The organism is Thalassolituus sp. (genome assembly GCF_984348125.1).
In genome coordinates, this window is sequence record NZ_CFHJLR010000021.1 from 13,040 (window position 1) to 34,502 (window position 21,463).

At 53.8% G+C, this 21,463-nt stretch carries 23 protein-coding genes; 17 read left to right on the forward strand and 6 right to left on the reverse strand.

What is annotated here, in order from left to right; all coding sequences use genetic code 11:
* The first annotated feature begins 28 nt into the window (after nucleotides 1-28).
* The 3 genes from AC5E51_RS13450 to AC5E51_RS13460 all read left to right on the forward strand — a co-directional run bounded on the left by AC5E51_RS13450 (nucleotide 29) and on the right by AC5E51_RS13460 (nucleotide 3,766).
* Complete coding sequence (locus AC5E51_RS13450; protein WP_068436883.1) at nucleotides 29-2,563, forward strand: circularly permuted type 2 ATP-grasp protein; 2,535 nt, start codon at nucleotides 29-31, stop codon at nucleotides 2,561-2,563.
* Nucleotides 2,563-3,441: a transglutaminase family protein gene (locus AC5E51_RS13455; RefSeq protein ID WP_068436885.1), complete on the forward strand. Its 879-nt coding sequence runs from the start codon at nucleotides 2,563-2,565 to the stop codon at nucleotides 3,439-3,441. Before AC5E51_RS13450 ends, AC5E51_RS13455 begins: the two co-directional genes overlap by 1 nt.
* Before the next feature lie 85 nt (nucleotides 3,442-3,526).
* Nucleotides 3,527-3,766, forward strand: coding sequence for a hypothetical protein (locus AC5E51_RS13460; protein ID WP_068436887.1), 240 nt, complete (start codon nucleotides 3,527-3,529; stop codon nucleotides 3,764-3,766).
* A gap of 35 nt (nucleotides 3,767-3,801) precedes the next feature.
* Here the strand turns inward: AC5E51_RS13460 and argH are convergent, their stop codons facing one another.
* Nucleotides 3,802-5,199 carry an argininosuccinate lyase gene (gene argH, locus AC5E51_RS13465; RefSeq protein ID WP_301377190.1) on the reverse strand — a complete coding sequence of 466 codons (1,398 nt, stop codon included), beginning with the start codon at nucleotides 5,197-5,199 and terminating at the stop codon, nucleotides 3,802-3,804.
* A 156-nt stretch (nucleotides 5,200-5,355) separates the two neighbouring features.
* Here argH and AC5E51_RS13470 point away from each other — a divergent pair, with 156 nt between their 5' ends.
* From AC5E51_RS13470 to AC5E51_RS13525, 12 genes are all read left to right on the forward strand, one after another.
* A complete protein-coding gene (locus AC5E51_RS13470; RefSeq protein WP_068436891.1) occupies nucleotides 5,356-6,405 on the forward strand; it encodes a sensor histidine kinase in 1,050 nt (349 codons plus the stop codon).
* Nucleotides 6,402-7,118, forward strand: a complete 717-nt coding sequence (locus tag AC5E51_RS13475) for a LytR/AlgR family response regulator transcription factor (RefSeq protein ID WP_068436893.1) — start codon at nucleotides 6,402-6,404, stop codon at nucleotides 7,116-7,118. The genes AC5E51_RS13470 and AC5E51_RS13475 overlap by 4 nt, the downstream gene beginning before the upstream one ends.
* 76 nt (nucleotides 7,119-7,194) lie before the next feature.
* Nucleotides 7,195-8,136 (forward strand): hydroxymethylbilane synthase, encoded by a 942-nt coding sequence (gene hemC / locus AC5E51_RS13480; RefSeq protein ID WP_068436896.1) that lies wholly within the window; start codon nucleotides 7,195-7,197, stop codon nucleotides 8,134-8,136.
* A complete protein-coding gene (locus AC5E51_RS13485; RefSeq protein WP_488046745.1) occupies nucleotides 8,123-8,899 on the forward strand; it encodes a uroporphyrinogen-III synthase in 777 nt (258 codons plus the stop codon). The genes hemC and AC5E51_RS13485 overlap by 14 nt, the downstream gene beginning before the upstream one ends.
* Before the next feature lie 39 nt (nucleotides 8,900-8,938).
* Nucleotides 8,939-10,045 (forward strand): uroporphyrinogen-III C-methyltransferase, encoded by a 1,107-nt coding sequence (locus tag AC5E51_RS13490; RefSeq protein WP_301377196.1) that lies wholly within the window; start codon nucleotides 8,939-8,941, stop codon nucleotides 10,043-10,045.
* Nucleotides 10,042-11,217, forward strand: a complete 1,176-nt coding sequence (locus tag AC5E51_RS13495; protein ID WP_297531378.1) for a heme biosynthesis protein HemY — start codon at nucleotides 10,042-10,044, stop codon at nucleotides 11,215-11,217. Before AC5E51_RS13490 ends, AC5E51_RS13495 begins: the two co-directional genes overlap by 4 nt.
* Before the next feature lie 84 nt (nucleotides 11,218-11,301).
* A complete protein-coding gene (locus AC5E51_RS13500; RefSeq protein WP_076514317.1) occupies nucleotides 11,302-11,748 on the forward strand; it encodes a hypothetical protein in 447 nt (148 codons plus the stop codon).
* Between the two features lie 142 nt (nucleotides 11,749-11,890).
* Nucleotides 11,891-12,442: a flavodoxin gene (locus AC5E51_RS13505; RefSeq protein WP_301377198.1), complete on the forward strand. Its 552-nt coding sequence runs from the start codon at nucleotides 11,891-11,893 to the stop codon at nucleotides 12,440-12,442.
* 1 nt (nucleotide 12,443) lies between these two features.
* A complete protein-coding gene (locus tag AC5E51_RS13510) occupies nucleotides 12,444-12,884 on the forward strand; it encodes a hypothetical protein (protein WP_297531383.1) in 441 nt (146 codons plus the stop codon).
* Between the two features lie 181 nt (nucleotides 12,885-13,065).
* Nucleotides 13,066-13,665 carry a heme NO-binding domain-containing protein gene (locus AC5E51_RS13515; protein ID WP_488072753.1) on the forward strand — a complete coding sequence of 200 codons (600 nt, stop codon included), beginning with the start codon at nucleotides 13,066-13,068 and terminating at the stop codon, nucleotides 13,663-13,665.
* A complete protein-coding gene (locus AC5E51_RS13520) occupies nucleotides 13,662-14,258 on the forward strand; it encodes a PAS domain-containing protein (protein ID WP_488072752.1) in 597 nt (198 codons plus the stop codon). The genes AC5E51_RS13515 and AC5E51_RS13520 overlap by 4 nt, the downstream gene beginning before the upstream one ends.
* A complete protein-coding gene (locus AC5E51_RS13525) occupies nucleotides 14,216-15,571 on the forward strand; it encodes a putative bifunctional diguanylate cyclase/phosphodiesterase (protein WP_491778691.1) in 1,356 nt (451 codons plus the stop codon). The genes AC5E51_RS13520 and AC5E51_RS13525 overlap by 43 nt, the downstream gene beginning before the upstream one ends.
* Nucleotides 15,572-15,626: 55 nt before the next feature.
* Here AC5E51_RS13525 and AC5E51_RS13530 read toward each other — a convergent pair whose 3' ends face one another.
* From AC5E51_RS13530 to AC5E51_RS13550, 5 genes are all read right to left on the reverse strand, one after another.
* A complete protein-coding gene (locus AC5E51_RS13530) occupies nucleotides 15,627-16,460 on the reverse strand; it encodes a mechanosensitive ion channel family protein (RefSeq protein ID WP_491778692.1) in 834 nt (277 codons plus the stop codon).
* Nucleotides 16,461-16,592: 132 nt separating this feature from the next.
* Complete coding sequence (locus AC5E51_RS13535) at nucleotides 16,593-17,675, reverse strand: 2Fe-2S iron-sulfur cluster-binding protein (RefSeq protein ID WP_491778693.1); 1,083 nt, start codon at nucleotides 17,673-17,675, stop codon at nucleotides 16,593-16,595.
* On the reverse strand, nucleotides 17,672-19,150 hold the full coding sequence (gene ubiD / locus AC5E51_RS13540) for a 4-hydroxy-3-polyprenylbenzoate decarboxylase (protein WP_273089631.1): 1,479 nt from the start codon (nucleotides 19,148-19,150) through the stop codon (nucleotides 17,672-17,674). Before ubiD ends, AC5E51_RS13535 begins: the two co-directional genes overlap by 4 nt.
* 232 nt (nucleotides 19,151-19,382) lie before the next feature.
* On the reverse strand, nucleotides 19,383-19,958 hold the full coding sequence (locus tag AC5E51_RS13545; protein WP_488045545.1) for an Ig-like domain-containing protein: 576 nt from the start codon (nucleotides 19,956-19,958) through the stop codon (nucleotides 19,383-19,385).
* Nucleotides 19,959-19,979: 21 nt separating this feature from the next.
* Complete coding sequence (locus tag AC5E51_RS13550; protein WP_297531395.1) at nucleotides 19,980-20,105, reverse strand: hypothetical protein; 126 nt, start codon at nucleotides 20,103-20,105, stop codon at nucleotides 19,980-19,982.
* Between the two features lie 263 nt (nucleotides 20,106-20,368).
* Between AC5E51_RS13550 and AC5E51_RS13555 the strand changes: the two genes are divergently transcribed.
* Complete coding sequence (locus AC5E51_RS13555) at nucleotides 20,369-20,746, forward strand: DUF423 domain-containing protein (RefSeq protein ID WP_245820033.1); 378 nt, start codon at nucleotides 20,369-20,371, stop codon at nucleotides 20,744-20,746.
* A 5-nt stretch (nucleotides 20,747-20,751) separates the two neighbouring features.
* The gene (gene trmB, locus AC5E51_RS13560; protein ID WP_068436919.1) at nucleotides 20,752-21,462 is read left to right on the forward strand and encodes a tRNA (guanosine(46)-N7)-methyltransferase TrmB; all 711 of its coding nucleotides are present in this window, start codon (nucleotides 20,752-20,754) and stop codon (nucleotides 21,460-21,462) included.
* The last annotated feature ends 1 nt before the right edge of the window (nucleotide 21,463 follow it).

The window sequence follows — 21,463 nt, forward strand, 5'->3', positions numbered from 1 at the left end:
TGCGGCCAGATAACCTGAGATAGCCAATATGACTGATGAGTCAGCCATCACGCCGACTGCCGAAGACCTGTATCCACCGCTGCAACGCAGCGGTGATGCTGTTTACGATGCCGCCGGTACCATGCATCCGCACTGGAATTATGTCATGGAGAGCCTGGCAGGAATGCCGGGCAGCGTCCTGCATGACCGTCAGGCTAAGGCCCGTCGCTTGTTGCGTGACGACGGCGCGACGTACAACATCTACAGTGACAATTTCCGCGATAAGCAGAACGACTCCCGTACCTGGGGGCTAGATCTTATTCCTAATGTCATCAGCAGTGATGACTGGGCAGCCATTGAAAGTGGGCTGGTTGAGCGTGCGGAGCTGCTGAATCTATTATTGCGGGACATTTACGGCCCACGCCAACTGATACGCACTGGCGTTATCCCTCCTGAAATCATTTACGCGAATCGCGGTTTTCTGCGCGCCTGTCAGGGGCTGCGTATGCCCGGCGAGCATGATCTCATTATTCACGCTGCTGATATGGCCCGTGGCCCAGACGGTAAAATGATGGTGCTTGCGGACAGAACTCAGAGCCCGAGTGGCGCAGGTTACGCGCTCGAAAATCGTACGGTGATGTCGCGTGTCTTGCCGAGCTTATTCCGCGATAGTCACGTTCATCGCCTGGCCGGCTACTTCCGCCAGTTGCGTAGCAAAATGCAGAGCCTGTGCCCTCACAGACCCTCGCCTCGTATCGCGGTGTTGACCCCTGGCCCTCGTAATGAAACCTATTTTGAACACGCCTATCTGGCGAATTACCTTGGGTTTTATCTGGTTCAGAGTGATGACCTGGTCGTTCGTGGTGGATTTCTCTGGATGAAATCGCTGGATGGTCTCAGCCGGGTCGATGTACTTATGCGTCGCGTTGATGACTGGTTCTGTGATCCGGTAGAACTGCGCGGTGATTCCCGCCTCGGTGTGCCCGGTCTGCTGCAGGTGGTCAGGGCTGGCAACCTGGTGGTGGCCAACTCTCTGGGCTCGGGCATTCTTGAAAGTCCAGCGCTGCTGAAATATCTCCCGGACATCGGTCGCGCGCTACTTGGGCGTGAGCCTCGCCTCAACAGCGTGCAGACATGGTGGTGTGGTGATCCTACTGACATGACCTATGTTCTGGATAACCTGGCGAAGCTGGTGGTGAAACCTACGTATCGTAAACCCGGCGAACTCAGCTTCTTTGGGCCTAAAGCCAGCGCTGAAGAGCTGGCTAATATGGCCGCCCGGATTAAAAGTGATCCCCAGCGCTATGTTGGCCAACCTGTACTGGAGTCCAGCTTCTTACCGACTCTGCAGAATAATGTGTTGGCACCGCGGCCAGCGATACTCCGGGCCTTCACGGTTGCGGGTACCGGGTCATACAGTGTTATGCCGGGCGGTCTTACCCGGGTTGGGCTCAAAGAAGATGCGCTGCTGATCTCTGGTCAGGCGGGTGCGACCAGCAAAGATACCTGGGTGGTAGCTTCCGAGCCCGAGCGCATCGTTACCAATCAGCACGAAGATGTTGCGCCTGCGCGGGAAAGTGAAGCGACCAACCTACCTAGCCGCGTGCTTGAGAACCTGTTCTGGATGGGGCGCTACGCTGAGCGTGCAGAAGCCTGTCTGCGTCTGTTGCGAACTGCGTACTCCATGCTTAACGGTGAAGATCCTCTGTCGTCAGATCTGCGCCTGACGTTACTGAAGGCCGTGACTGAGTTGGCGACTATTGCGCCTATGAAAACGCCGGAGAGCGATGAGGCAATGATTGAAGCTCTGCGCCGCGGAGAAGCGCCGCAGTCGATTGCGAATACCCTCAACAGCATGCTTTTCTGTGCCGATGAAGCCAAAGAGCTGCTGTCCTCTGATACCTACCGGGTAATCAATGACATACGCGATGCGATTCCGCTGCTGGATGGCGATGAGCAGGATGCCTACCTTAGCCCTGATGAAGTACTCGACCCTCTGGTCACAGCATTAATGGCCTTGGCGGGCCTGACTCACGAGAGCATGACCCGCGGTTACGGTTGGCGCTTTATGGAATTGGGCCGTCGAATTGAACGAGCCATGCAGACTGGGCGGCTCGCAGGCACCTTGCTTGGTCCTGAGATGATGGAACCAGAGCAGTCGCGCATAGCCGAAGCTTTATTGCTCACACTCGAAGGCCTGATTACTTATCGTCGCCGCTATGGTGCTCGTCCTGATCTGCGTAGCGGCCTTGATCTGGTTCTGCTGGATACAGATAACCCACGTTCGGTGATGTATCAGCTCGGCAATATATTGCGCCAGTTGCGTAAGCTTCCAAGTCATGCGGGGTATCTGCATGAGCTGCCGCCTGCTGAGAAAGCACTGATCGAATGCAGTACGCGCGTACGCTTGTTTACGCTCTCTGAATTGTCTGCAAGTACGGAAGGTGAGCGTAAAGTGCTGATTGAAGAGATGCAGACTCTGGATAACGCCCTGATGGACATCAGCGATATGATCGGCGATCGCTACTTTGATCACAGAGAAGACTCGCAACAGCTGGTCGATGCTCGCTGGGAGGGACTGTAATGAAGTACCTGATTAAACATATTACCGCCTACAAATACGCCAGCCGGGTCTCTCATTGCTATAACCTGGCACAGATGATCCCGCGCACGACTCAGCGTCAGACCTGCATCAACAGCAAGATAGAAGTCACCCCGGAACTGGCCATGGAGCAGCGCCGGGAAGATTATTTCGGCAATCAGGTGTTTCAGTTTGAAATTCAGCGGCCCCACAAAGCCCTGACGATTACTGCTACCAGTCAGGTAGAAACCCGCCCTCAGATCGCAGACACTAATCTCGATCTCGGCAGTACCTGTGCAGAAGTTCTGAGCAAAATGCAGCAGTCGAAATCAGAGGATGTACTGCTCGCTCGCGAATACCAGTTGGACTCATCCATGATTGCGGCGGCACCCGAGTTCCGCGATTACGCGGCGGACCTGTTTACCGCTGATCGTTCTCTGTTATCGGCGTGCTTTGCTCTGACTGCTCGAATCTACGAAGAGTTCAGCTATTCGCCGCTGGCGACAACCATTGCGACACCTCTGTCCGAAGTTATGCAGAACAAAAAAGGGGTGTGTCAGGATTTTGCTCACCTGCAGATCGCCTGTCTGCGCTCTCTGGGGTTTGCTGCCAAGTACGTTTCCGGGTACCTCGAAACATTGCCACCACCGGGTCAGGAAAAGTTAGTGGGTGCCGATGCAACGCATGCGTGGTTATCGGTATTCTCGCCGGGTGAGGGCTGGGTAGAATTTGATCCGACGAACAATTGCCTTGCTGGAGAGCAACATATCATCACTGCCTGGGGCCGTGACTTTAACGATGTAACACCGCTGAAAGGTGTGATCTTTGGTGGGGGCTCAGCGCCTGAAATGACAGTCTCTGTGGATGTGAGTCGGGTCTGAATAGTCGGCACAGGCTTATTCGACTTTCCTCTAATAGGCAGAGACTGGTCGTGGTGACAAGCTGGGCTTCTGATGGAGGTACTGTATGACGACGCAGAAACAGGATATGAGTAAACAGGATCTGCCTACGACGCGATTTGAGCGTGTTTTTTTTCGCTATATCGCGTGGTTTCCGATTCTGACTCTACCCATGCTGGTCTGGGAGCTGATGGAAACCGGACAAATGGGCATGGGGCTGATCATTGGTCTGGTGCACGCGGTGTTGGTGTTCCGCTTCGTGTCGGTCAATAACGTGCCGGGTTGGTTCAAAAAAAAGGGCAGCTGATCCGCTGCCCTTTTCATTTCAGCTGAGCCTCACGCTTAGCCGCGAGCCGACAGTTTCTGGCGTGCTCTGCCAGCCGCTGCACACACCTGATCAGGCGCGGTTCCACCAATATGATCGCGAGCCGCGACAGATCCTTCCAGTGTCAGAACATCGAATACATCTTCAGAAATCTGATCCGAAAACTGCTTCAGTTCTTCGAGCGTCATTTCGCTCAGATCTTTGCCTGTTTCCAGACCGTAAGCGACCGCTTTACCGACAATTTCGTGTGCATCACGGAATGGAATGCCTTTACGAACTACATAGTCAGCAAGGTCCGTTGCGGTAGAGAAACCGCGCATGGCCGCCTCACGCATAAACTCTTTCTTCGCCTGCAGGTGTGGAACCATATCAGCGAAGGCGCGCAGTGAGTCACGCAGAGTGTCTGCCGTATCAAACAGTGGCTCTTTGTCTTCCTGATTGTCTTTGTTGTAGGCCAGTGGCTGTGACTTCATCAGGGTCAGCAAGCTGATCATATGACCATACACACGACCGGTTTTTCCGCGCACCAGTTCAGGAACGTCCGGATTTTTCTTCTGCGGCATGATGGATGAGCCGGTGCAGAAGCGGTCAGGCAGATCGACAAACTGGAACTGAGCAGACGCCCACAGCACCAGTTCTTCAGAGAAGCGCGACATGTGCATCATGATCAGAGACGCTGCGCTGGTAAATTCGATGGCGAAGTCACGGTCAGAGACGGAATCGAGACTGTTCTCGGTCGGTGCTTCAAAGCCCAGTAGCTCGGCAGTGTAATGACGATCGATGGGATACGTCGTACCAGCGAGTGCAGCAGCGCCCAGTGGCATCTGGTTTACGCGCTTGCGGCAGTCCTGAAGGCGGGCGTAATCACGCTCAAGCATTTCGTTCCAGGCCAGCAGGTGATGACCAAAGGTCACTGGCTGTGCGGTCTGTAGATGGGTAAAGCCCGGCATGATGGTGTCGGCTTCACGTTCAGCCAGCTCAACCAGACCTTGTTGCAGGCGCGTCAGTTCGGCAGAGATAACGTCGATCTCATCACGCATGTACAGACGGATGTCCGTCGCTACCTGGTCGTTACGGGAGCGGCCAGTGTGTAGCTTCTTGCCCGTAATACCAATCTTGGCCGTCAGGGCAGCTTCAATGTTCATGTGCACGTCTTCAAGCTCGATGGACCACTCGAATTTGCCATTCTCAATGTCGCTCTGAATTTCGTTCAGGCCATTGATGATGTCGTCGCGCTCCTGCTCAGTCAGAACACCTACTTTGCACAGCATGGTTGCATGCGCGATGGAGCCCTGAATGTCCTGGCGGTACATGCGCTGATCAAACTCCACAGAGGCGGTATAGCGGGCGACAAAGGCGTCGGTCGCTTCAGAAAAGCGGCCTCCCCAGGAAGCGTTTGTGGATTGGTCGGTCATCAGGCACCTCTGATCGGACATTCGTTGAATTGAAGAAAGGCGGGATTATAGCCTTTGCGGCTTTACGTTCATACCGGAGTAATCTGCCCTTTACGGCAGGGCAGATTATAGTGAGACTCTGATGAAGCGTTTGCTGCTACTGAAACAGGACATGGTGTGAAGAACAAACAGACCCAGACCCGGGACGAGCTTCTGGACGGCTTCTTTTTGCCGGACCTGTGTAATGCCCGTGCCGTACTCATACTGCTGATTGTCAGTGAAGCGCTGGTTCTGGCTCTGACATTGATCGAAAGCGGTATCGACGGGTTTTCAGGAATTCGCTTTGGGCTGGTTTCACTGTTTGTTCAATGGGTAGCGTTAGTATCCGTGGCGGTGTTGTGTCAGGCCCGTAGCCAGCTGGCGAGGCTGCCGGTGTGGGCGGCATCAACTGTGGCTCTGCTCATTATCCAGCTGGTGACCTTGTGTATCAGCCTGTTGGGTGAAACCTTCTTACCTGCAATTCAGCCCTCGCTGGATTGGTACTGGGTTGCCCGCAACCAACTGGTCAGCGCAATTTTTTCGGCGATGGCGATGCGCTATTTTTACGTGCAGAGCCAGTGGCGCTTGCAGACTCAGGCTGAACTCCGGGCTCGTCTTGCGGCCTTGCAGGCAAATATCCGTCCGCATTTCTTTTTTAATACCCTCAACACCGTTGCTTCTCTAATCGTCATAGACCCTGAAAAAGCGGAGCAGATGCTGCTTGAGCTGGCTCAGCTTTTCCGCGCGGTTTTACGTGGAACCGAAGAAACGACTTCTTTGGCAGAAGAGATCAAACTTGGGCAGGGGTATCTTGATATTGAACAGACCCGTTTAGGCGACCGGATGCTGGTGGAATGGGAACTTCCTCACGTTCTGCCAGATATACGGGTGCCACAATTAATTTTGCAGCCTTTGCTTGAGAATGCTGTTTATCACGGTATCCAGCCTGTTGTGGCGCAGGGAGACATCAGGGTGTCGCTGGCGCAGATGGATAAAGGTTGGTTGCTGCAGATCAGTAACAGCAAAAGCAGTGAGTCCGTCGAGTCCAGTGGCAACCGCATAGCCCATCAGAATATCCGCGCACGTCTGGAGGCGCTTTTCGGTGAAGGTGCCACACTTAATGTAGAGGATGAGGGACATCGCTACGAAGCACGGATCCTGATACCAGAGAATGGGGATAGAGTATGAGTTACCGCGTTCTGGTGGTCGATGATGAGCCCCTCGCACGGCAGCGTCTGAAACGCCTGCTTGAGGAGCACAAAGACTTTACGTGTGTCGCTGAAGCCGGAGATGGGCAGGCGGCAGTGGATTGGTTGTCGCAGTTCAGAGCGGATCTTGTTCTGCTCGATATCCAGATGCCCGGCCTGGATGGTTTGCAGGCCGCAGAGAAAATCAGAACGCTGCCAAGTGCCCCTGTCATCGTCTTCTGTACCGCCTTTGACGATCACGCTCTGGCGGCTTTCGATGTGGATGCTGCAGATTACCTGCTGAAACCGATCCGCAAAGAAGATCTCACCCGGGCGTTGAGCCGGGCGGCAGAACGTCTGAGTCGGCAGGTGTCCGGTCCGGCTGCGCGTACACACATCAGTGCGCGAACGTCGCAAGGCTTAGTGCTGACCCCGGTAGATGATGTGCTGTTTTTCAGCGCAGACCAGAAATACGTCAGTATGCACCATGCTGACGGAGAGACCCTGATAGACGATTCGCTGAAGCAATTGGAAGAAGAATTTCCGCAACGCTTTATGCGGATTCACCGCAGCTACCTTGTTGCGTCCGACCGGGTTCAGCGCCTCGAAAACACCGATGACGGTGTTGTTTTGTGGCTGCGGGATTGTGATCAACCTCTGCCAGTGAGCCGGCGCCACGCGCCCGGTGTGAAGAAGCATCTGCGCGGCGGCTGAGGCCGCGCAGCAATCGCCCCCCAATCCTGTTATCATCCGCGCTTGATAAATGCACAGTTTCAGGTTCGAGGACATCATGCCGACACCATCCCTACTCCGCATTGCGACCCGCAAAAGCCCACTGGCCATGTGGCAGGCCGAACACATTAAGGCCCGCCTGGAAGCGTTGCATCCGGGGCTTGAGGTTGAGCTGGTTACATTTACCACTCAGGGAGACAAAATTCTGGATGTGCCTCTGGCGAAAATCGGTGGCAAAGGGTTGTTTGTCAAAGAGCTGGAAAGCGCCATGCTCGACGGGCGGGCGGATATCGCTGTGCATTCAATGAAAGACGTGCCGATGGAGTTTCCGGAAGGGCTTGAGCTCGGTGTGATCTGCGATCGCGAAAACCCTCTGGATGCGTTCGTCTCGAACAAATACAAGGCTCTGGCCGAGATGCCAGAGGGCTCAGTGCTCGGTACATCCAGTCTGCGCCGTGGCTGTCAGGCCAAAGAGCGACGCCCTGATCTTGAAGTGAAGAGTCTGCGCGGCAACGTACAAACGCGTCTGGGTAAGATGGACGCTGGCGAATACGATGCCATCATTCTTGCCTCTGCAGGTCTGCTGCGTATGGAAATGGATGAGCGCATTGCCGCATTCATGCCGGCAGAAGAATCACTGCCAGCGGGTGGGCAGGGTGCCCTTGGGATTGAGTGGCGCAGTGCTGATAAAGACATTCATGCCTTGCTCGCGCCGCTGCACCACGAAGTAACCGCACAATGTGTATTGGCAGAACGTGCCATGAACCGCCGCCTGCAAGGGGGCTGTCAGGTCCCCATCGCTTGTTACGCCATCATTGATGGTGATGAATTGTGGCTCCGTGGTCTGGTGGGTAGCGAAGACGGCCAGCAAATGCTGCGTACCGAATACCGGGGCTCGCCAGAAGACGCCGAAGCGCTGGGTATAAAGGCAGCAGAAGACCTGTTGGCGCAGGGAGCGGGTGATATCCTGCGTGCCGTGTATGGTCATGACGTTCACTGAAGCGTTACCGCCGGTTGTAGTAACGCGACCTGCGGACAAAGCCAGTGAATTAATCAGCTCAGTGGCGGAGCTTGGCTTTGAGGTTCGCCATCATCCCTTGATTGAGATTCGCCGATTTGAAGATGATGACAGCGCGGTCTCACGTGCCTGTCGTCAGAAAATCCTCGATATAGACCATTATGACGCTGTCATCGCAATCAGCCAGAATGCCGCTGAGGCGGGTTTCGGATGGATGGACGATTACTGGCCGCAGATGCCAGTGGGCCTGCGTTGGTACGCTGTCGGCCCGACAACGGCAGCGGTTTATCGCGAGTACGATATCGACGCAGAAATGCCGGTTGACCGATACGACAGTGAGGGAGTACTCGCGCTGCCATCGTTACAGCAGGTCGAGGGTGAGAAAATACTCATCTGGCGCGGAGTCGGCGGTCGGGAAACCCTGGCATCGGTTCTGCGTGAGCGTGGTGCCCGTGTCGACTACGCCGAGCTCTATGAGCGCCGGCAGATTGAATGGGCGGAAGCCGACTGGGAAAAAACTTTGCAGGGCGCGCCAGTATTGCTGCTAAGCAGTGGGCAGGCGCTCGATATTGCACAACAACAAATACCTGATATCGCGACCCGGGTAAGTACCATCATAGTGCCAAGTGAGCGAGTGGCTACTTACGCCAGGCAGCAAGGCTGTACTGACGTGGTGGTTGCGGCCAGTGCCCGTAATGAAGATACTTTGCACAGCCTGCGCGCGCGGTTTGCCGCAGGCCGTTAAGATTTCGCCGTTAAGGCCAATTTCAGAAGGAAATTCACCGTGAGCAACGAACAACAGACTAACGCCCCGGCTGATAAGGGACAGAAAGAAAAGCGCAGTTCCAATGTGCTTTCCTGGTTTAACCTGCTCCTGATCATCATCCTGTTTGCTCTGGCGGGCGCGGCAGGCTTTTTCGGCTGGCAGCAGCAACAGGCTGCAACCGCTGAAACTGCGGTCCTGACTGATCGCCTCAATACTGCACTGCAGAAAATTGAAGCGAGCAACGCGCGTGAAACAACATTGATGCAGCGCGCAGAAGCACTGAATACAGCGTCTCAGAACCTTGCCGCTCAGGTGGCTCACAACACAGAGCGTCTGGGTAAGCTGCCGGGTGCAGAGCGTCAGGATTGGCTACTGGCTGAAGCAGAATACCTGCTGCGCCTTGCCAGTCAGCGCCTTGAGCTTGAGCGTGACTGGGAAGGTGCGATCAGCATGCTGACCGCAGCAGACAACGTCATCATTGAAACGCGTAACCCCCGTTTTGATAAAGTCCGTGCTCAGATTGCCCGTGAGCTGATGGCTCTGCGTGCCGTGCCTGCCGTTGATCGTGTGGGTGCCATCTTCCGCCTGCAGGCTCTGCAGGAGCAGGTAACAGCGCTGCCATGGATGCCAGAAAAACTGATTGCAGAACCTGTTGCTGAAGAAGAACCTCTCACGCTGGAAGAGCAGACCTGGTACTGGAACCTCTGGTACACCGTCAGAGATAACGTGATTCGTATGGTGCGTATCCGTGAGCGTGACGAGCCAATCGCGGCGCCACTGACGCCCGATCAGCAGTATTACCTGCAGCAGAACATGCACCTGATGCTGGAACAGGCTCAGATTGCACTCCTGCGCGAACAGACCGAACTGTATGAGCACAGCCTTCAGCGCGTCTCAGAGTGGTTAGATGCCTATCTGGTTATTGAAGATGCACGCACTCGTGCGGCCCGCGCTGCCTTGTCTGAACTGCAGGCCTGGGAAGTGGCTCCGGAGCGCCCTGACATTACTGCGTCACTCCTGATGTTGCAGAAACTGGTTGAAGAGCAGCGCCGCAATGGCACTGTACAGCCAACAGAAGCAAATGCGGATGAGGCTGAAGAGGCCGGTACGGAGGACGACGCATGAGACTGATCGTTCTTTTTCTGATCCTGATTGCTGCGGGAGCGCTGGCCGTTGGCGCATTCGTTTATATCGATGCTGGCTATGTCATGCTCAGCTGGGAAAACTACACGGTAGAGACCAGCCTCTGGATGTTTCTGGTATTGGGCGCCATCGCCCTGCTGGCTGTGTATATAGCATTGCGTGCGTTGCTGGTGTTGTTTGGTAGCGACCGCCGCTTCAATGAGTGGCGTCAGCGTCGTCGCAGCTTACGTGCCCGTCGTCAGACCACGCGAGGCCTGCTTGCTTTGGCGCAGGGTCAGTGGCGCCGTGCCGAACGCAACTTGACAAGCAGCGCTAAAGATTCTGATCAGCCTTTGATCAACTACCTGGCGGCTGCCCGTGCTGCTTACGAGCAGGATAAGTCAGAAGCAACGGACGAATGGCTCAAGCAGGCAAGCCTGAGCACCAAAGGCTCAGACCTGGCGGTGGGTATTACTCAGGTACAGCTGCTGCAATCGCGTCACCAGAACGAGCAGGCGCTGGCCGTGCTGATCAGCCTGCGTGAAAAGCATCCCCGTCATGCCTATCTGCTGAAACTGCTGGTAAAAACGCTGCAGGATCTCGAAGACTGGGTAGCGTTGAATGAGCTTCTGCCAACCCTGCGCAAAGCGACCAAAATCCCGGATGAAGAGTTGCGTAAGCTGGAGCGCAACGTTGCTCTGCAACTGCTCGACCGCGCCCGTCATGCAAATGGTGGACAGGGCCTGACAGCAACGTTTGATGGTCTCGGCCGCGACGTGCGTTACACCAGCGATGTGATGAAGTCATACGTTGACCTGCTGCTCGAAACTGAGCAGGAAGAGAAAGCAGAAGAAGCGCTGCGTGAAGGCCTTAAGCATGTATGGCACGACGAGCTGGTAGAAATCTACGGTCGTCTGAAAGGTAAAGATGCCAACAAGCAGCTGCTGTTTGCTGAGCAGCAGCTGAAAGAGCGTCCTAATGACCCGCTCCTGCTGCTCACTCTGGGTCGTCTGGCGCTGCGTGTGAATGATCTGGAAAAAGCCCGCGAATATCTGCAGACCGGCTTGAGTATCAGAGGCCTGGCCGAACTGCACGCTGAAATGGGTAAGGTCATGCTGGCCGAAGGCGATGAGACGCTGGCCTGTGAACACTTCCAGCTGGCTCTGGGTCACTGATCCCACGCAAGCTGCGCGACACCAGTACATAAAATAATAACAACCGGCGGCCTTGAGCCGCCGGATTGGTATCAGGGGGATGTTATGAATGATATGCCACATCGCTCGGCGCTTGCCGACTACCTCACCATACTGACGGGTCTGTTTACCATCCTGAGTGGAGCCTACTCACTCTACGCCGGTGGTGATGTCTCTGCGGCGGCGGATACCGAAACCTATTGGGATGGTCCTCTGCGACATGCTATTGCGATTACGCTGACTGTGATGGGGCTGTACTTCTTTATGGATCTCTCTGTGAAAATCGCAGGTAAGATCGTCAGAACCGGCACCAGCGGCCTGCCCGGTTGGTTGGTTTTTGGCCTTTTCTATTTTGGTGGTATGGCGTTATACGGGGTCTTTCAGATCGTGCTCCAGTCGAATCTGTTTGCTGAATTACAGATCTCATATTTTATCACTTCGCTTGTCATCTGGCTGGCATTGACCATTCCTCTGGCCATCATGTCGGCTTTCAAACCAAAGCCCCGCCGTTAAGGCTCTCCATCACTACCTGCTCCACCTTACTACTTCAGTAGTCTTTACTCTTCTGAGGGATCTCTGCGCAGAAGAGTATTGCCTTTCTTTATAATATAACGATAATTATTCGCATTAATATTTATTCAGAGGCGAGTCAGCTATGAGTTCAGCATTGAGTCAGGCATCTGTCGGGATCATCTTCGGAACGGATACCGGGAACACCGAGGATGTTGCGGAGAAGATATCTGAGCAGCTACAGGGGGCTGGTATTGTTGCGGAACTGGTTAACATCACAGATGCCGAGCCGGAGCAAATCCAGGGTTATGACCTGGCCATTATGGGCATACCAACGTGGGACTTTGGAGGCATTCAGGTTGACTGGGAAGACGTGGAGGAAATGATTCAGGCCCTGGATATGTCCGGGAAAACGGTTGCCCTCTATGGCCTGGGAGATCAGTTTGGCTACGGTGACTTTTTTGTCGATGCCATGGGCTGGTTACAGGAACATCTGCAAAAAGCTGGTGCGCGTTTTATCGGTTACTGGCCAACGGAAGGGTATGAGTTCGAAGCTTCGCGTGCCGTAAATGACGATAAGACACTGTTTTGTGGTCTGGCCATCGATGAGGATCAGCAGTTTGAACTGACTGATGCTCGTGTTGAGCAGTGGGTATCTCAGATCATCAGTGAATACAATTCGCTGGCGGCGGCCTGATATGAGATACATGTGTAACGGCCATCGTCAGTGGCTGATCGATAATCCTTCTGAGCTGACACCGAGCTGGCAGCGGGCAACGTCCATGGGCTGTGAGGCGATGCTCGGCGAGCACTGGCAGAGAGCAGCTATATGTTTCGGTAATGCCGTTGAAGTGGCGGAGCTGGAGCTGGCAAGAAACCCTGATCGTGCGGCACAACAGCGCTATCTTGAAGCAGCAGCTCAGATGATGGCTGCCTTTCGTCGTCTCGGCGACCAGCGAAGCTGCCGCTTTTTGTTCAGCAGAGTGCTGGAGTTGTTAGAGCAACTATCTATGCGGGATTTTTGCGAGGAGAGCCTGGGAATTCTCAAAGAATTCACATTCGGAGACAGCAGGGATGCAGAGAAATCAATGTGGCAGAAGTTAGCTTCAACGAAAGAGCGACGTGCAAGCCTCCACTGAGTGATCTGAACGGGACGGCGAGGAGAAGTACCGTCGATTTACGCAAAGGCTTTGTTGCCGCTTGTAATTTCCTGTTATGAGTCTTTGTTTGCAGTTGCTTACAGAGAACCGGTGACTACATTGAAATTTATATCAATTTAATCCCGGGGCTTTTCTGGCTCCAGTCTCTTGTGGAGCCTGCATGATCGGTATTATTCAGAAAGTACTGCTTGATCTGCTGGAAGAAACCGGCGGAAAGCCATTACTGGGCGCAGTCCTGAAACGAGCTGAAGTCCCTGAGAATGTTACCTTCCGGATAGATCAGAATTATTCAGATGACGAGTTTCACCGGCTATTGCAAGCGAGTAGCGACGAAACCGGATTGTCAGAAGATGAGCTGAGTGCTTTGTATGCCAAAGCGTTTCTGAAGCGTGCCCGCGACCTGTTCCCTCGCTTTTTTGATATGTCGTCATCCTCGGAAGAGTTTCTGCTGCGACAGGCGACCATTCATGCCGTTATGGCTTCCGGTCTGAAGACTCAGGAAGATCGCAAAGCGGTCACGGATAAATTTTTTGCCGAGCAGGTACGGCCCGGGTTTGTCAGGGTCAACTATCGCTCCCCTAACAAGCTGTGCGCACTCTACAAAGCACTCGCTCATGAAGTCGCGGCTTTATACGGTGAGAAACTTCAGGTCAGCTGTGAACGCTGCATGAAGCGTGGTGATGCTGAATGTTGTTTTGCTATTAACTGGCAGACGCCCCGCCCTGTCAGCCTCAGTGATACTGCGGTGACCACGGCATGAGTTATTCCGGTAAAGACAGCGAGCTTCAATCTGTTATCGCCAGTATCGCCGACCAGCTTTGCGATACCGTCGACAATAAATTCGATATGCACGTATCCATCGACAGCGATGATGTTCAAGGCCAGAAGTTATCGCTACTGGTGAATTTTCTGCTGGAAAATGTACGCAGAAACATGAGCCAGCTTGAGCAATTAAATAATCGTCTCGAGCACAAAGTAAAAGAACGAACGGAATTGCTCGATCTGGTAATTTCTGGTTCTGACGACGGTGTCTGGATCTGGTTCTTTAATGAAGATCGGGTGGAGTTTTCAGCCAAGTGGCATGCAATGGTTGGCGAGCCAGTGACTGATGAATTTCAGGATCTGAATCACTGGCTGCAACGGGTTCATCCTCGTGATCGTGCCGATCTTCAGGGGGCGATTAAGGCCTTGCTTGAAGGTCGGGAGAATAATCTTACCGCAGAGTATCGTATACGCCATGCTTCGGGCGGCTACCGCTGGATGCTGTGTCGCGGAGCCTGTCAGCGCGAGAAAACGGAGAGCCTACCCTGTTGGCAGGCACTCAGACCGACATTACCAGTATGCGTCTTGTAGATCAGCGCACGGGGCTTCCTAATGAGCATTTCCTGCGTGAGCGTATGGAAGATGTGATGGATAAAGGCGCCAGTTTTTATCTGATTCTGATTGCTTTTCACCAGTTAGATTCACTCAGCGAGTCGCTGGATCATTCTGGCTTGAGTACATTGCAGGACGACGTGTCCCGTCGGCTTATAGGTACGGTCGATGTCCGCTCTGTGGTGGCTAAGATTTCCGGTAATACGTTCGCTGTTTTTGGCCAGGTACGTGGCAATGACGACCCTACCCAGCTAATGGAAGCCGAGTGCGACGCCATAGCCACGAGTTTTTCTGAGCCTTTCCGGATCCAGTCATATGGGGATCACGTGATTAACACTGCGATTGGCGCGTTGGAAAGCACTGAGCTGGCCAACACCAGTGCTGAAGAAATGATCAATGCAGCGTGGTCGGCGTTGCGCTACTCGAAGAAGCGAGGCGAAATCTGCTTTTATGATCAGCAGCACCGGGATGTCAGTGCTCGTCGTGTGTTGATTGAGCAGAAAATCCGCAGCGGTATTCGCGACGGAGGCATTGCGCCCTGGTTTCAACCAATATTTGCGGGGCGCACTAAAGCACTGGTGGGCTTTGAAGCTCTGGCACGTATGGATTGTCCCGGTGTTGGGACTGTATCCCCAGCCGAGTTCATTCCCGCAGCAGAGCAGAGTGGTCTGATGGGAGAGTTGGGTGAATGTATTCTGTCGCAGAGTATTGCTATGGCGAAGTCACTGACCGCCGGTGTGCTGCGCGGCGAGCCCTTTTATATCGGCGTGAACGTGTCAGCGATGCAGTTACTGTCGGAAGGTTTTGCATCGACGGTCTTCAGACTTCTTAACGAGCATCAGCTCAGCCCCGAGTTCCTGCGTCTTGAAGTCACCGAGTCGGTATTTGTTGGCAACATAGATATCGCCAAAACTGAGCTAAGTAAATTACGTAACGCCGGTATCAAGATCGCATTAGATGATTTTGGAACCGGATACTCATCGCTAAGCTATCTGCGCCATTTACCGATTGATGTGTTAAAAATTGACCGCAGTTTTATTACAGACCTTGAGCAGCAGGATAGCAAAGCTGCAATTGTTGAAACCATTGTCAGCCTGGCAAGATTGCTGGAGCTGGATGTGGTGGCAGAGGGGGTTGAAACCGAAGCCGAGCTGGCGGCTCTCAACGCCATCAGTGCGATGTCAATTCAAGGATTCTATTTCAGCCGGGCTCTGCCTGAGTACGAGCTGGGACCATTGATCGAACACAATCTGAACAGCCGCAGAGTTGTGAACCTTCCTGCCCGCGTTTAGGTGCGGCCATAAAAAAACCGGCGCATTCGCCGGTCTTCTTTAGTGTGATAATAAATCAGTCGTCTTTTTCCATATGCACAGATACCTGTGGGAATGGAATTTCAATGCCTTCTTCATCGAAACGAAGTTTCACTTTTTCCATCATGTCCCAGTGTACTGGCCACAAGTCCGCAGCGTTTACCCATGGGCGGCAGATAATATTCACAGACGAATCAGCCAGTTCATGGACGGCAATTTTAGGTGCTGGGTCGGCCAGAATACGCTCGTCCGCGTTCACCATTTCTTCCAGGATTTTCTTCGCTTTAAGAAGATCCGAACCGTAGCCAATACCAAACACCATGTCGACGCGGCGGGTCGGCTGCTCTGAGAAGTTGGTCATGGTGCCAGAGAACACGTTGCCATTCGGAATTGTGATGACCTTGTTATCAGGTGTCTTCAGGCGGGTATGCAGGATGGTGATCTGCTCAACTGTGCCCATCTCGCCGTCGAGCTCACAGAAGTCACCCACTTTGAATGGACGGAACAGGATCAACATAACACCCGCAGCGAAGTGGGACAGCGAGTCTTTCAAGGCCAGACCAACAGCCAGACCGGCGGCACCAAGCAGAGCGACCAGAGAGGTGGTATCAACGCCTAACTGCGATAGCGAGAAGACAATAACAAGCAGGAGCAGGACGCTACCAATAATATTGGCCAGGAAGTTCACCAGCATAGGCTCAAGGCTGGCTTTCTCCATAACCTTACGCGTTCCGTTAGTTACGGTACGGGCGATGATGCGGCCGATAAAGAACACCAGAATAGCCAGTACGATCTGGGTGCCCCAAGGAAGGATGTAATCAGCCCACAGTAGCTGTGGATCAAGGTTCAGTTGTTCCCAATTGATATTCACAAATAAATCCTTACTCCGGAGGAGGTATTGAGTATGAAAGTCTTTTTGTTCGCCAGATCATTGCGCCAAAATCATTCTGGTGCAAGCGAACCCTGACATTTTGGGGCTCAAATCAGACAGATTTATTGCGGCTTAGCTGTTCGCTGAAAAATCCGCCCGGTTGGCGTAGGCAAACACGTCGGAATGCATATTGGACTCTTTCAGGCCTAAAGGTTCCAATTGGTCGAGGGTACCGAACACCATGTTAGGTGAGCCGCAGGCGAACATATCAACGTTTGTCAGGTTGTCAAAATCTTCGTGGATAACTTCGTAAATCCAGCCGGCGCGGCCGTTCCAGTCATCGGCGTGCTGCTGAATAATAGGATGGTAATGAAAATTGGAAAAATCGTTCTGCCAGCTTTGTGGCAACTCTGGCAGGTAGAAGCCGACTGCTGCACGGTTCGACCAATAAAGGTGAATCTCGCGCTCAGGGTCGAGCGCGAGGGTCGCTTCTATCAAAGCTTTGATTTGTGAGAACCCGGAACCAGCAGCCACCATAAGTAACGGTTGCCCTTTGCGTTGATCAAGAAAATGCCGGTTTATGTAGCAGTCGCCGGCAGGAACGGTGACACGTGCGATGACGGCTTGCTGCAGGAAGTTCACTACCTCATTTGCCTTGTCGCTGTTGGCGGCAATATGGAGCTCAATTTCCCGGGGCTCTTTGCCTGTGAGGGCGCCGGGAGCAGAAGCGATGGAGTACGGTAGCTGTTCCTCGTTTGCGTCGTTTCCGATGTGCAGCATCAGATACTGCCCGGCCCAGAAGTCCGGAGCCTTGCCGGCAGGTGCGAGAAGGATTACCCGGTAAACGTCATCCGCCAGCAGCTCGACCGACTGTACCTGACAGGCAAGTGTGGCGGGCTGTTTGTGGTCCGGAGCGAATACATCGGTCATAACAATCTCAACGTCAGATTTGGGAAAAGCTACGCAGCATAATACCTGATTATCCTGCTCAAGTATTGGGTTGCCCAGCTCATTACGAAAGCCTAGTTCACCGGACAGTCGTTCGCCCATGCACACATGACAAATACCGTTCTCGCAACTTACGGGCAGAATGACACGTTGTTCGAGGGCCGCATCGGCAATGGTCTGATCAGAGCGGCAGCGAATCGTGACACCGTTCGGCTGAAAAGTGATCCGGTGCGTTCTGCCACCCTTCGGGTTGGCCGGATCACTCATTTCAGACCAATGTCTTTACCGATTTTCCTGACCAGTTGGTCGACGCTGTCTTTGACGTCGTCGTCCATCACAATCGGTACACCCCATTCACGGTTGGTTTCCCCCGGCATTTTATTGGTCGCGTCTAAACCCATTTTCGAGCCGAGCCCGGACACCGGCGACGCAAAGTCGAGGTAATCGATGGGCGTATTTTCAATCATGGTGGTGTCGCGTGCGGGGTCCATGCGGGTGGTAATGGCCCAGATCACGTCTTCCCAGTTGCGGGTGTCGACGTCATCGTCGACCACGATCACAAACTTGGTGTACATAAACTGTCGCAGGAATGACCAGACCCCCATCATTACGCGCTTGGCGTGGCCGGGGTACTGTTTCTTCATGCTGACCACCGCCATGCGATAGGAACAACCTTCTGGCGGCAGATAGAAGTCGACGATTTCCGGAAACTGCTTTTGCAGAATCGGCACGAAGACTTCGTTCAGAGCAACACCCAGAATCGCGGGTTCGTCTGGTGGACGGCCGGTGTAGGTACTGTGATAGATCGGGTCTTTGCGGTGAGTAATACGCTCAACCGTAAAGACCGGGAAGTGATCCACTTCGTTGTAATACCCTGTGTGGTCACCAAACGGACCTTCAGGGGCCATGTCGTCTGGGTGGATCACACCCTCCAGCACGATTTCAGCCGACGCCGGAACCATCAGGTTGTTGCCGATACTCTTCACCAGTTCCGTGCGTGAATCACGCAGCAGGCCAGCAAAGGCGTATTCGCTCAGGGTATCGGGCACTGGAGTGACCGCGCCCAGAATCGTCGCTGGATCTGCCCCCAGAGCCACGGTTACCGGGAAGGGTTTACCCGGGTGCTCCTGCTGCCATTCACGGAAATCAAGCGCGCCACCACGATGGCTCAACCAGCGCATGATCACGCGATTTTTACCGATGACCTGTTGGCGGTAGATACCTAGATTATGGCGCTCTTTGTGCGGGCCTTTGGTAATCACTAACGGCCAGGTAATTAGCGGGCCTGCGTCGCCAGGCCAGCAGTGCTGAACCGGAATCTTTGAAAGATCGACGTCGTCGCCTTCAATCACAATTTCCTGACATGCCGCTTTTTTCACTTCTTTCGGGCCCATGGCCAGCACTTTCTTGAAAATCGGCAGCTTCGACCAGGCATCTTTCAGGCCTTTGGGTGGCTCGGGTTCTTTCAGGAAAGCGAGCAGCTTGCCGATTTCGCGCAGCGCCTCAACGGAATCTTCACCCATGCCCATCGCCACACGTTCGGGTGTGCCAAACAGGTTGGCCAGTACCGGCATGTCATAACCTTTGGGGTTTTCAAACAGCAGGGCGGGGCCTTTAGCGCGGAGTACGCGGTCGGCCAGTTCGGTCATTTCGAGGTGTGGGTCAACAGGCTCTTTGATACGAACCAGTTCACCGCGTTTTTCCAGTTTCTTGATGAAGTCGCGCAGGTCTGCGTATTTCACGAGAAGCTCCCACTGTTTGAATCAGGGGGAGCATTCTAACAGCTTCGTTTGAGGGAAGTAGAGGTGGGGAGCAGCGACGTGCGGGATTGCTCGTCGCTGCTTTGATTTTTAATTAAAGAAATCAAACGCCCAGAAGTGGTCGAAATCCGGGAAAATGCCGCTGTTCTTCTGCGATTCTTCGCGCCAGAAAGCACCATCAGCGCGCTCAACCTGTACCGGCTCAGCGTCCGGGTCAGGAGACTGAACTGACGTTGTCCGACAGGTGGTTTACGACCCAGGCTTCGTTGTCGTTGCGCAGAGCGATTGCAACTGGTTCAAGGCCGACCGGCACGCTGTGCAGCAGCTCAGGTGTTTCGCCACTGACATCAAAGACTTCCAGTTTGCCGTCGGGTGTATTCAGCGCATACAGGCGAGTGTTGTCCGAGTTCAGAACCAGTGGACGAACCTGTCCGGATTCAAAGTTGGTGTAAGAACCCTGCACCTTAATATCGATGGTACCGTTGGTGTCACCATCGAGGTTGTCACTGACGTTAAATACAATGCGGTCGTAGCCCGTGTACTCGGCATCCGGGATGTAACGCACGTTAGGTGGCGTGCCTTCGAGACGGCCATGAAGTGGTGCCTCTACGATGCTCCAGCTGAGATTATTGTCTGGCTCGCCTTCTGGCGTCAGATGCTTTGCCCGAAAGTCGATGGTGATACTCTGATTGCGGAAAGTCGTCATGGAGTACGACTTTGCCTGGGGAATCAGAAATGGTTCTACATTGCCACGGTTGCCAATGAAATCGGCAACGAACTGAAGCTTCAGTACCTGTTCAAGGCTACCCTGTCAGGCATCGCCGTTCTTGGTTGCGTAACCTTCTACGCTGGCAGATACACCTGTAGCGGTCGTTATTAACCCCGCGCCACAGGTCAGGGCCATCGCCAGCCTGCGAGCTTTTGTTGTTATCGTCATTTGGTCTACCCGATGAGTCGTTTTTTTATTGTTATGACTGCGATTGAAACGCAGTGTGAGAAGGACGATAGAGGCTGTGTCCGGGGGTGAACAGAGATCCGTAACACACTGGCCGACAGGGGTACATGATCAAGGTCTTGCGCGGACATAGTGCGCCGCGGTGTAAAAACCTGTCCGATGGTGGTCAATACTGTGACCTGAGTCTCTGTCTGCTTTATAATCGAGCTTTTTTCCGGGGAGAGACAATGCGAGCCAGAGCCTGCTTGAATACAGCCGCCGTGGCTGGATTTACTGGGGTTGCATTCGGTGCGTTTGGCGCTCATGGACTCAAGGGAGTCATTGAGCCAGAGTTGATGGCAGCGTATGAAACCGGGGTGTTGTACCACCTGATGCATGCGGTTGTCCTGCTGGCAATGTCGGCATGGTTGTACGTGCGTCCGGCGTCCTGGATTCGTCGTAGCGCGATTATGATGACTCTGGGGTTGATTCTGTTTAGCGGTAGTCTTTATGCCATGGCCATGACAGGACAGCGTTTTCTGGGTGTTATTACACCGTTCGGAGGCGTTAGCTGGTTGATTGCCTGGGCATTTCTGATTCTGGCGGCATTCCGTCTTCCCCAATCCCCTTCTGACAGCGAGTAAAGCGAGTGTCTGACACTAATCAGGTTGGCGATGCCGACAAGCCACAATATCGCCGTGGCATAAAAAGTTTTGTTATCCGGGCTGGCCGTCTTACCAAAGGTCAGCAGGGTGGCCTGGATCGCCAGTGGCCGATCATGGGGCTGGAGCTTGAGCAGGGCGAAATTGACCCGCCTGCGGTCTTTGGTCGTGATGCGCATGTTGTGCTCGAGATTGGTTACGGTATGGGTCAGTCTCTCGTACAGATGGCCGCTGCGGCGCCAGAAAAAGACTTTATCGGTGTTGAAGTACACTTGCCCGGGGTCGGCTCACTGTTGAACCTGGCGGAAGAAGCCGGTGTCACAAACCTGCGAACATACAAAGACGATGCGATTGAAGTGCTGAAGCTGATCCCTGATAACAGCATTGATACGGTTCAGTTGTTTTTTCCGGACCCATGGCACAAGAAAAAGCACCATAAGCGCCGTATCGTACAGCCAGAATTCGCGCAGACGTTGCGACGTATCCTGAAGCCAGGTGGCGTGTTCCATATGGCGACTGACTGGGAGAACTACGCAGAGCACATGATGGAAGTCATGGAAGCGCAGGAAGGCTACGAAAACGTTGCCGGTAAAAATGAATATGTACCGCGCCCGGAACATCGCCCGTACACCAAGTTTGAAAAACGTGGCGAGAACAAAGGGCACGGTGTCTGGGATCTGATGTTCCGGAAAGTTTGAG

Bases quoted from the DNA above. Each gene is read 5' to 3' on its own strand.
- AC5E51_RS13450 (WP_068436883.1), top strand. From the start codon at position 29: ATGACTGATGAGTCAGCCATCACGCCGACTGCCGAAGACCTGTATCCA.
- AC5E51_RS13455 (WP_068436885.1), top strand. From the start codon at position 2,563: ATGAAGTACCTGATTAAACATATTACCGCCTACAAATACGCCAGCCGG.
- AC5E51_RS13460 (WP_068436887.1), top strand. From the start codon at position 3,527: ATGACGACGCAGAAACAGGATATGAGTAAACAGGATCTGCCTACGACG.
- argH (WP_301377190.1), bottom strand. From the start codon at position 5,199: ATGACCGACCAATCCACAAACGCTTCCTGGGGAGGCCGCTTTTCTGAA.
- AC5E51_RS13475 (WP_068436893.1), top strand. From the start codon at position 6,402: ATGAGTTACCGCGTTCTGGTGGTCGATGATGAGCCCCTCGCACGGCAG.
- hemC (WP_068436896.1), top strand. From the start codon at position 7,195: ATGCCGACACCATCCCTACTCCGCATTGCGACCCGCAAAAGCCCACTG.
- AC5E51_RS13485 (WP_488046745.1), top strand. From the start codon at position 8,123: ATGACGTTCACTGAAGCGTTACCGCCGGTTGTAGTAACGCGACCTGCG.
- AC5E51_RS13495 (WP_297531378.1), top strand. From the start codon at position 10,042: ATGAGACTGATCGTTCTTTTTCTGATCCTGATTGCTGCGGGAGCGCTG.
- AC5E51_RS13500 (WP_076514317.1), top strand. From the start codon at position 11,302: ATGAATGATATGCCACATCGCTCGGCGCTTGCCGACTACCTCACCATA.
- AC5E51_RS13505 (WP_301377198.1), top strand. From the start codon at position 11,891: ATGAGTTCAGCATTGAGTCAGGCATCTGTCGGGATCATCTTCGGAACG.
- AC5E51_RS13510 (WP_297531383.1), top strand. From the start codon at position 12,444: ATGAGATACATGTGTAACGGCCATCGTCAGTGGCTGATCGATAATCCT.
- AC5E51_RS13515 (WP_488072753.1), top strand. From the start codon at position 13,066: ATGATCGGTATTATTCAGAAAGTACTGCTTGATCTGCTGGAAGAAACC.
- AC5E51_RS13520 (WP_488072752.1), top strand. From the start codon at position 13,662: ATGAGTTATTCCGGTAAAGACAGCGAGCTTCAATCTGTTATCGCCAGT.
- AC5E51_RS13535 (WP_491778693.1), bottom strand. From the start codon at position 17,675: ATGAGTGATCCGGCCAACCCGAAGGGTGGCAGAACGCACCGGATCACT.
- AC5E51_RS13550 (WP_297531395.1), bottom strand. From the start codon at position 20,105: ATGACGATAACAACAAAAGCTCGCAGGCTGGCGATGGCCCTGACCTGT.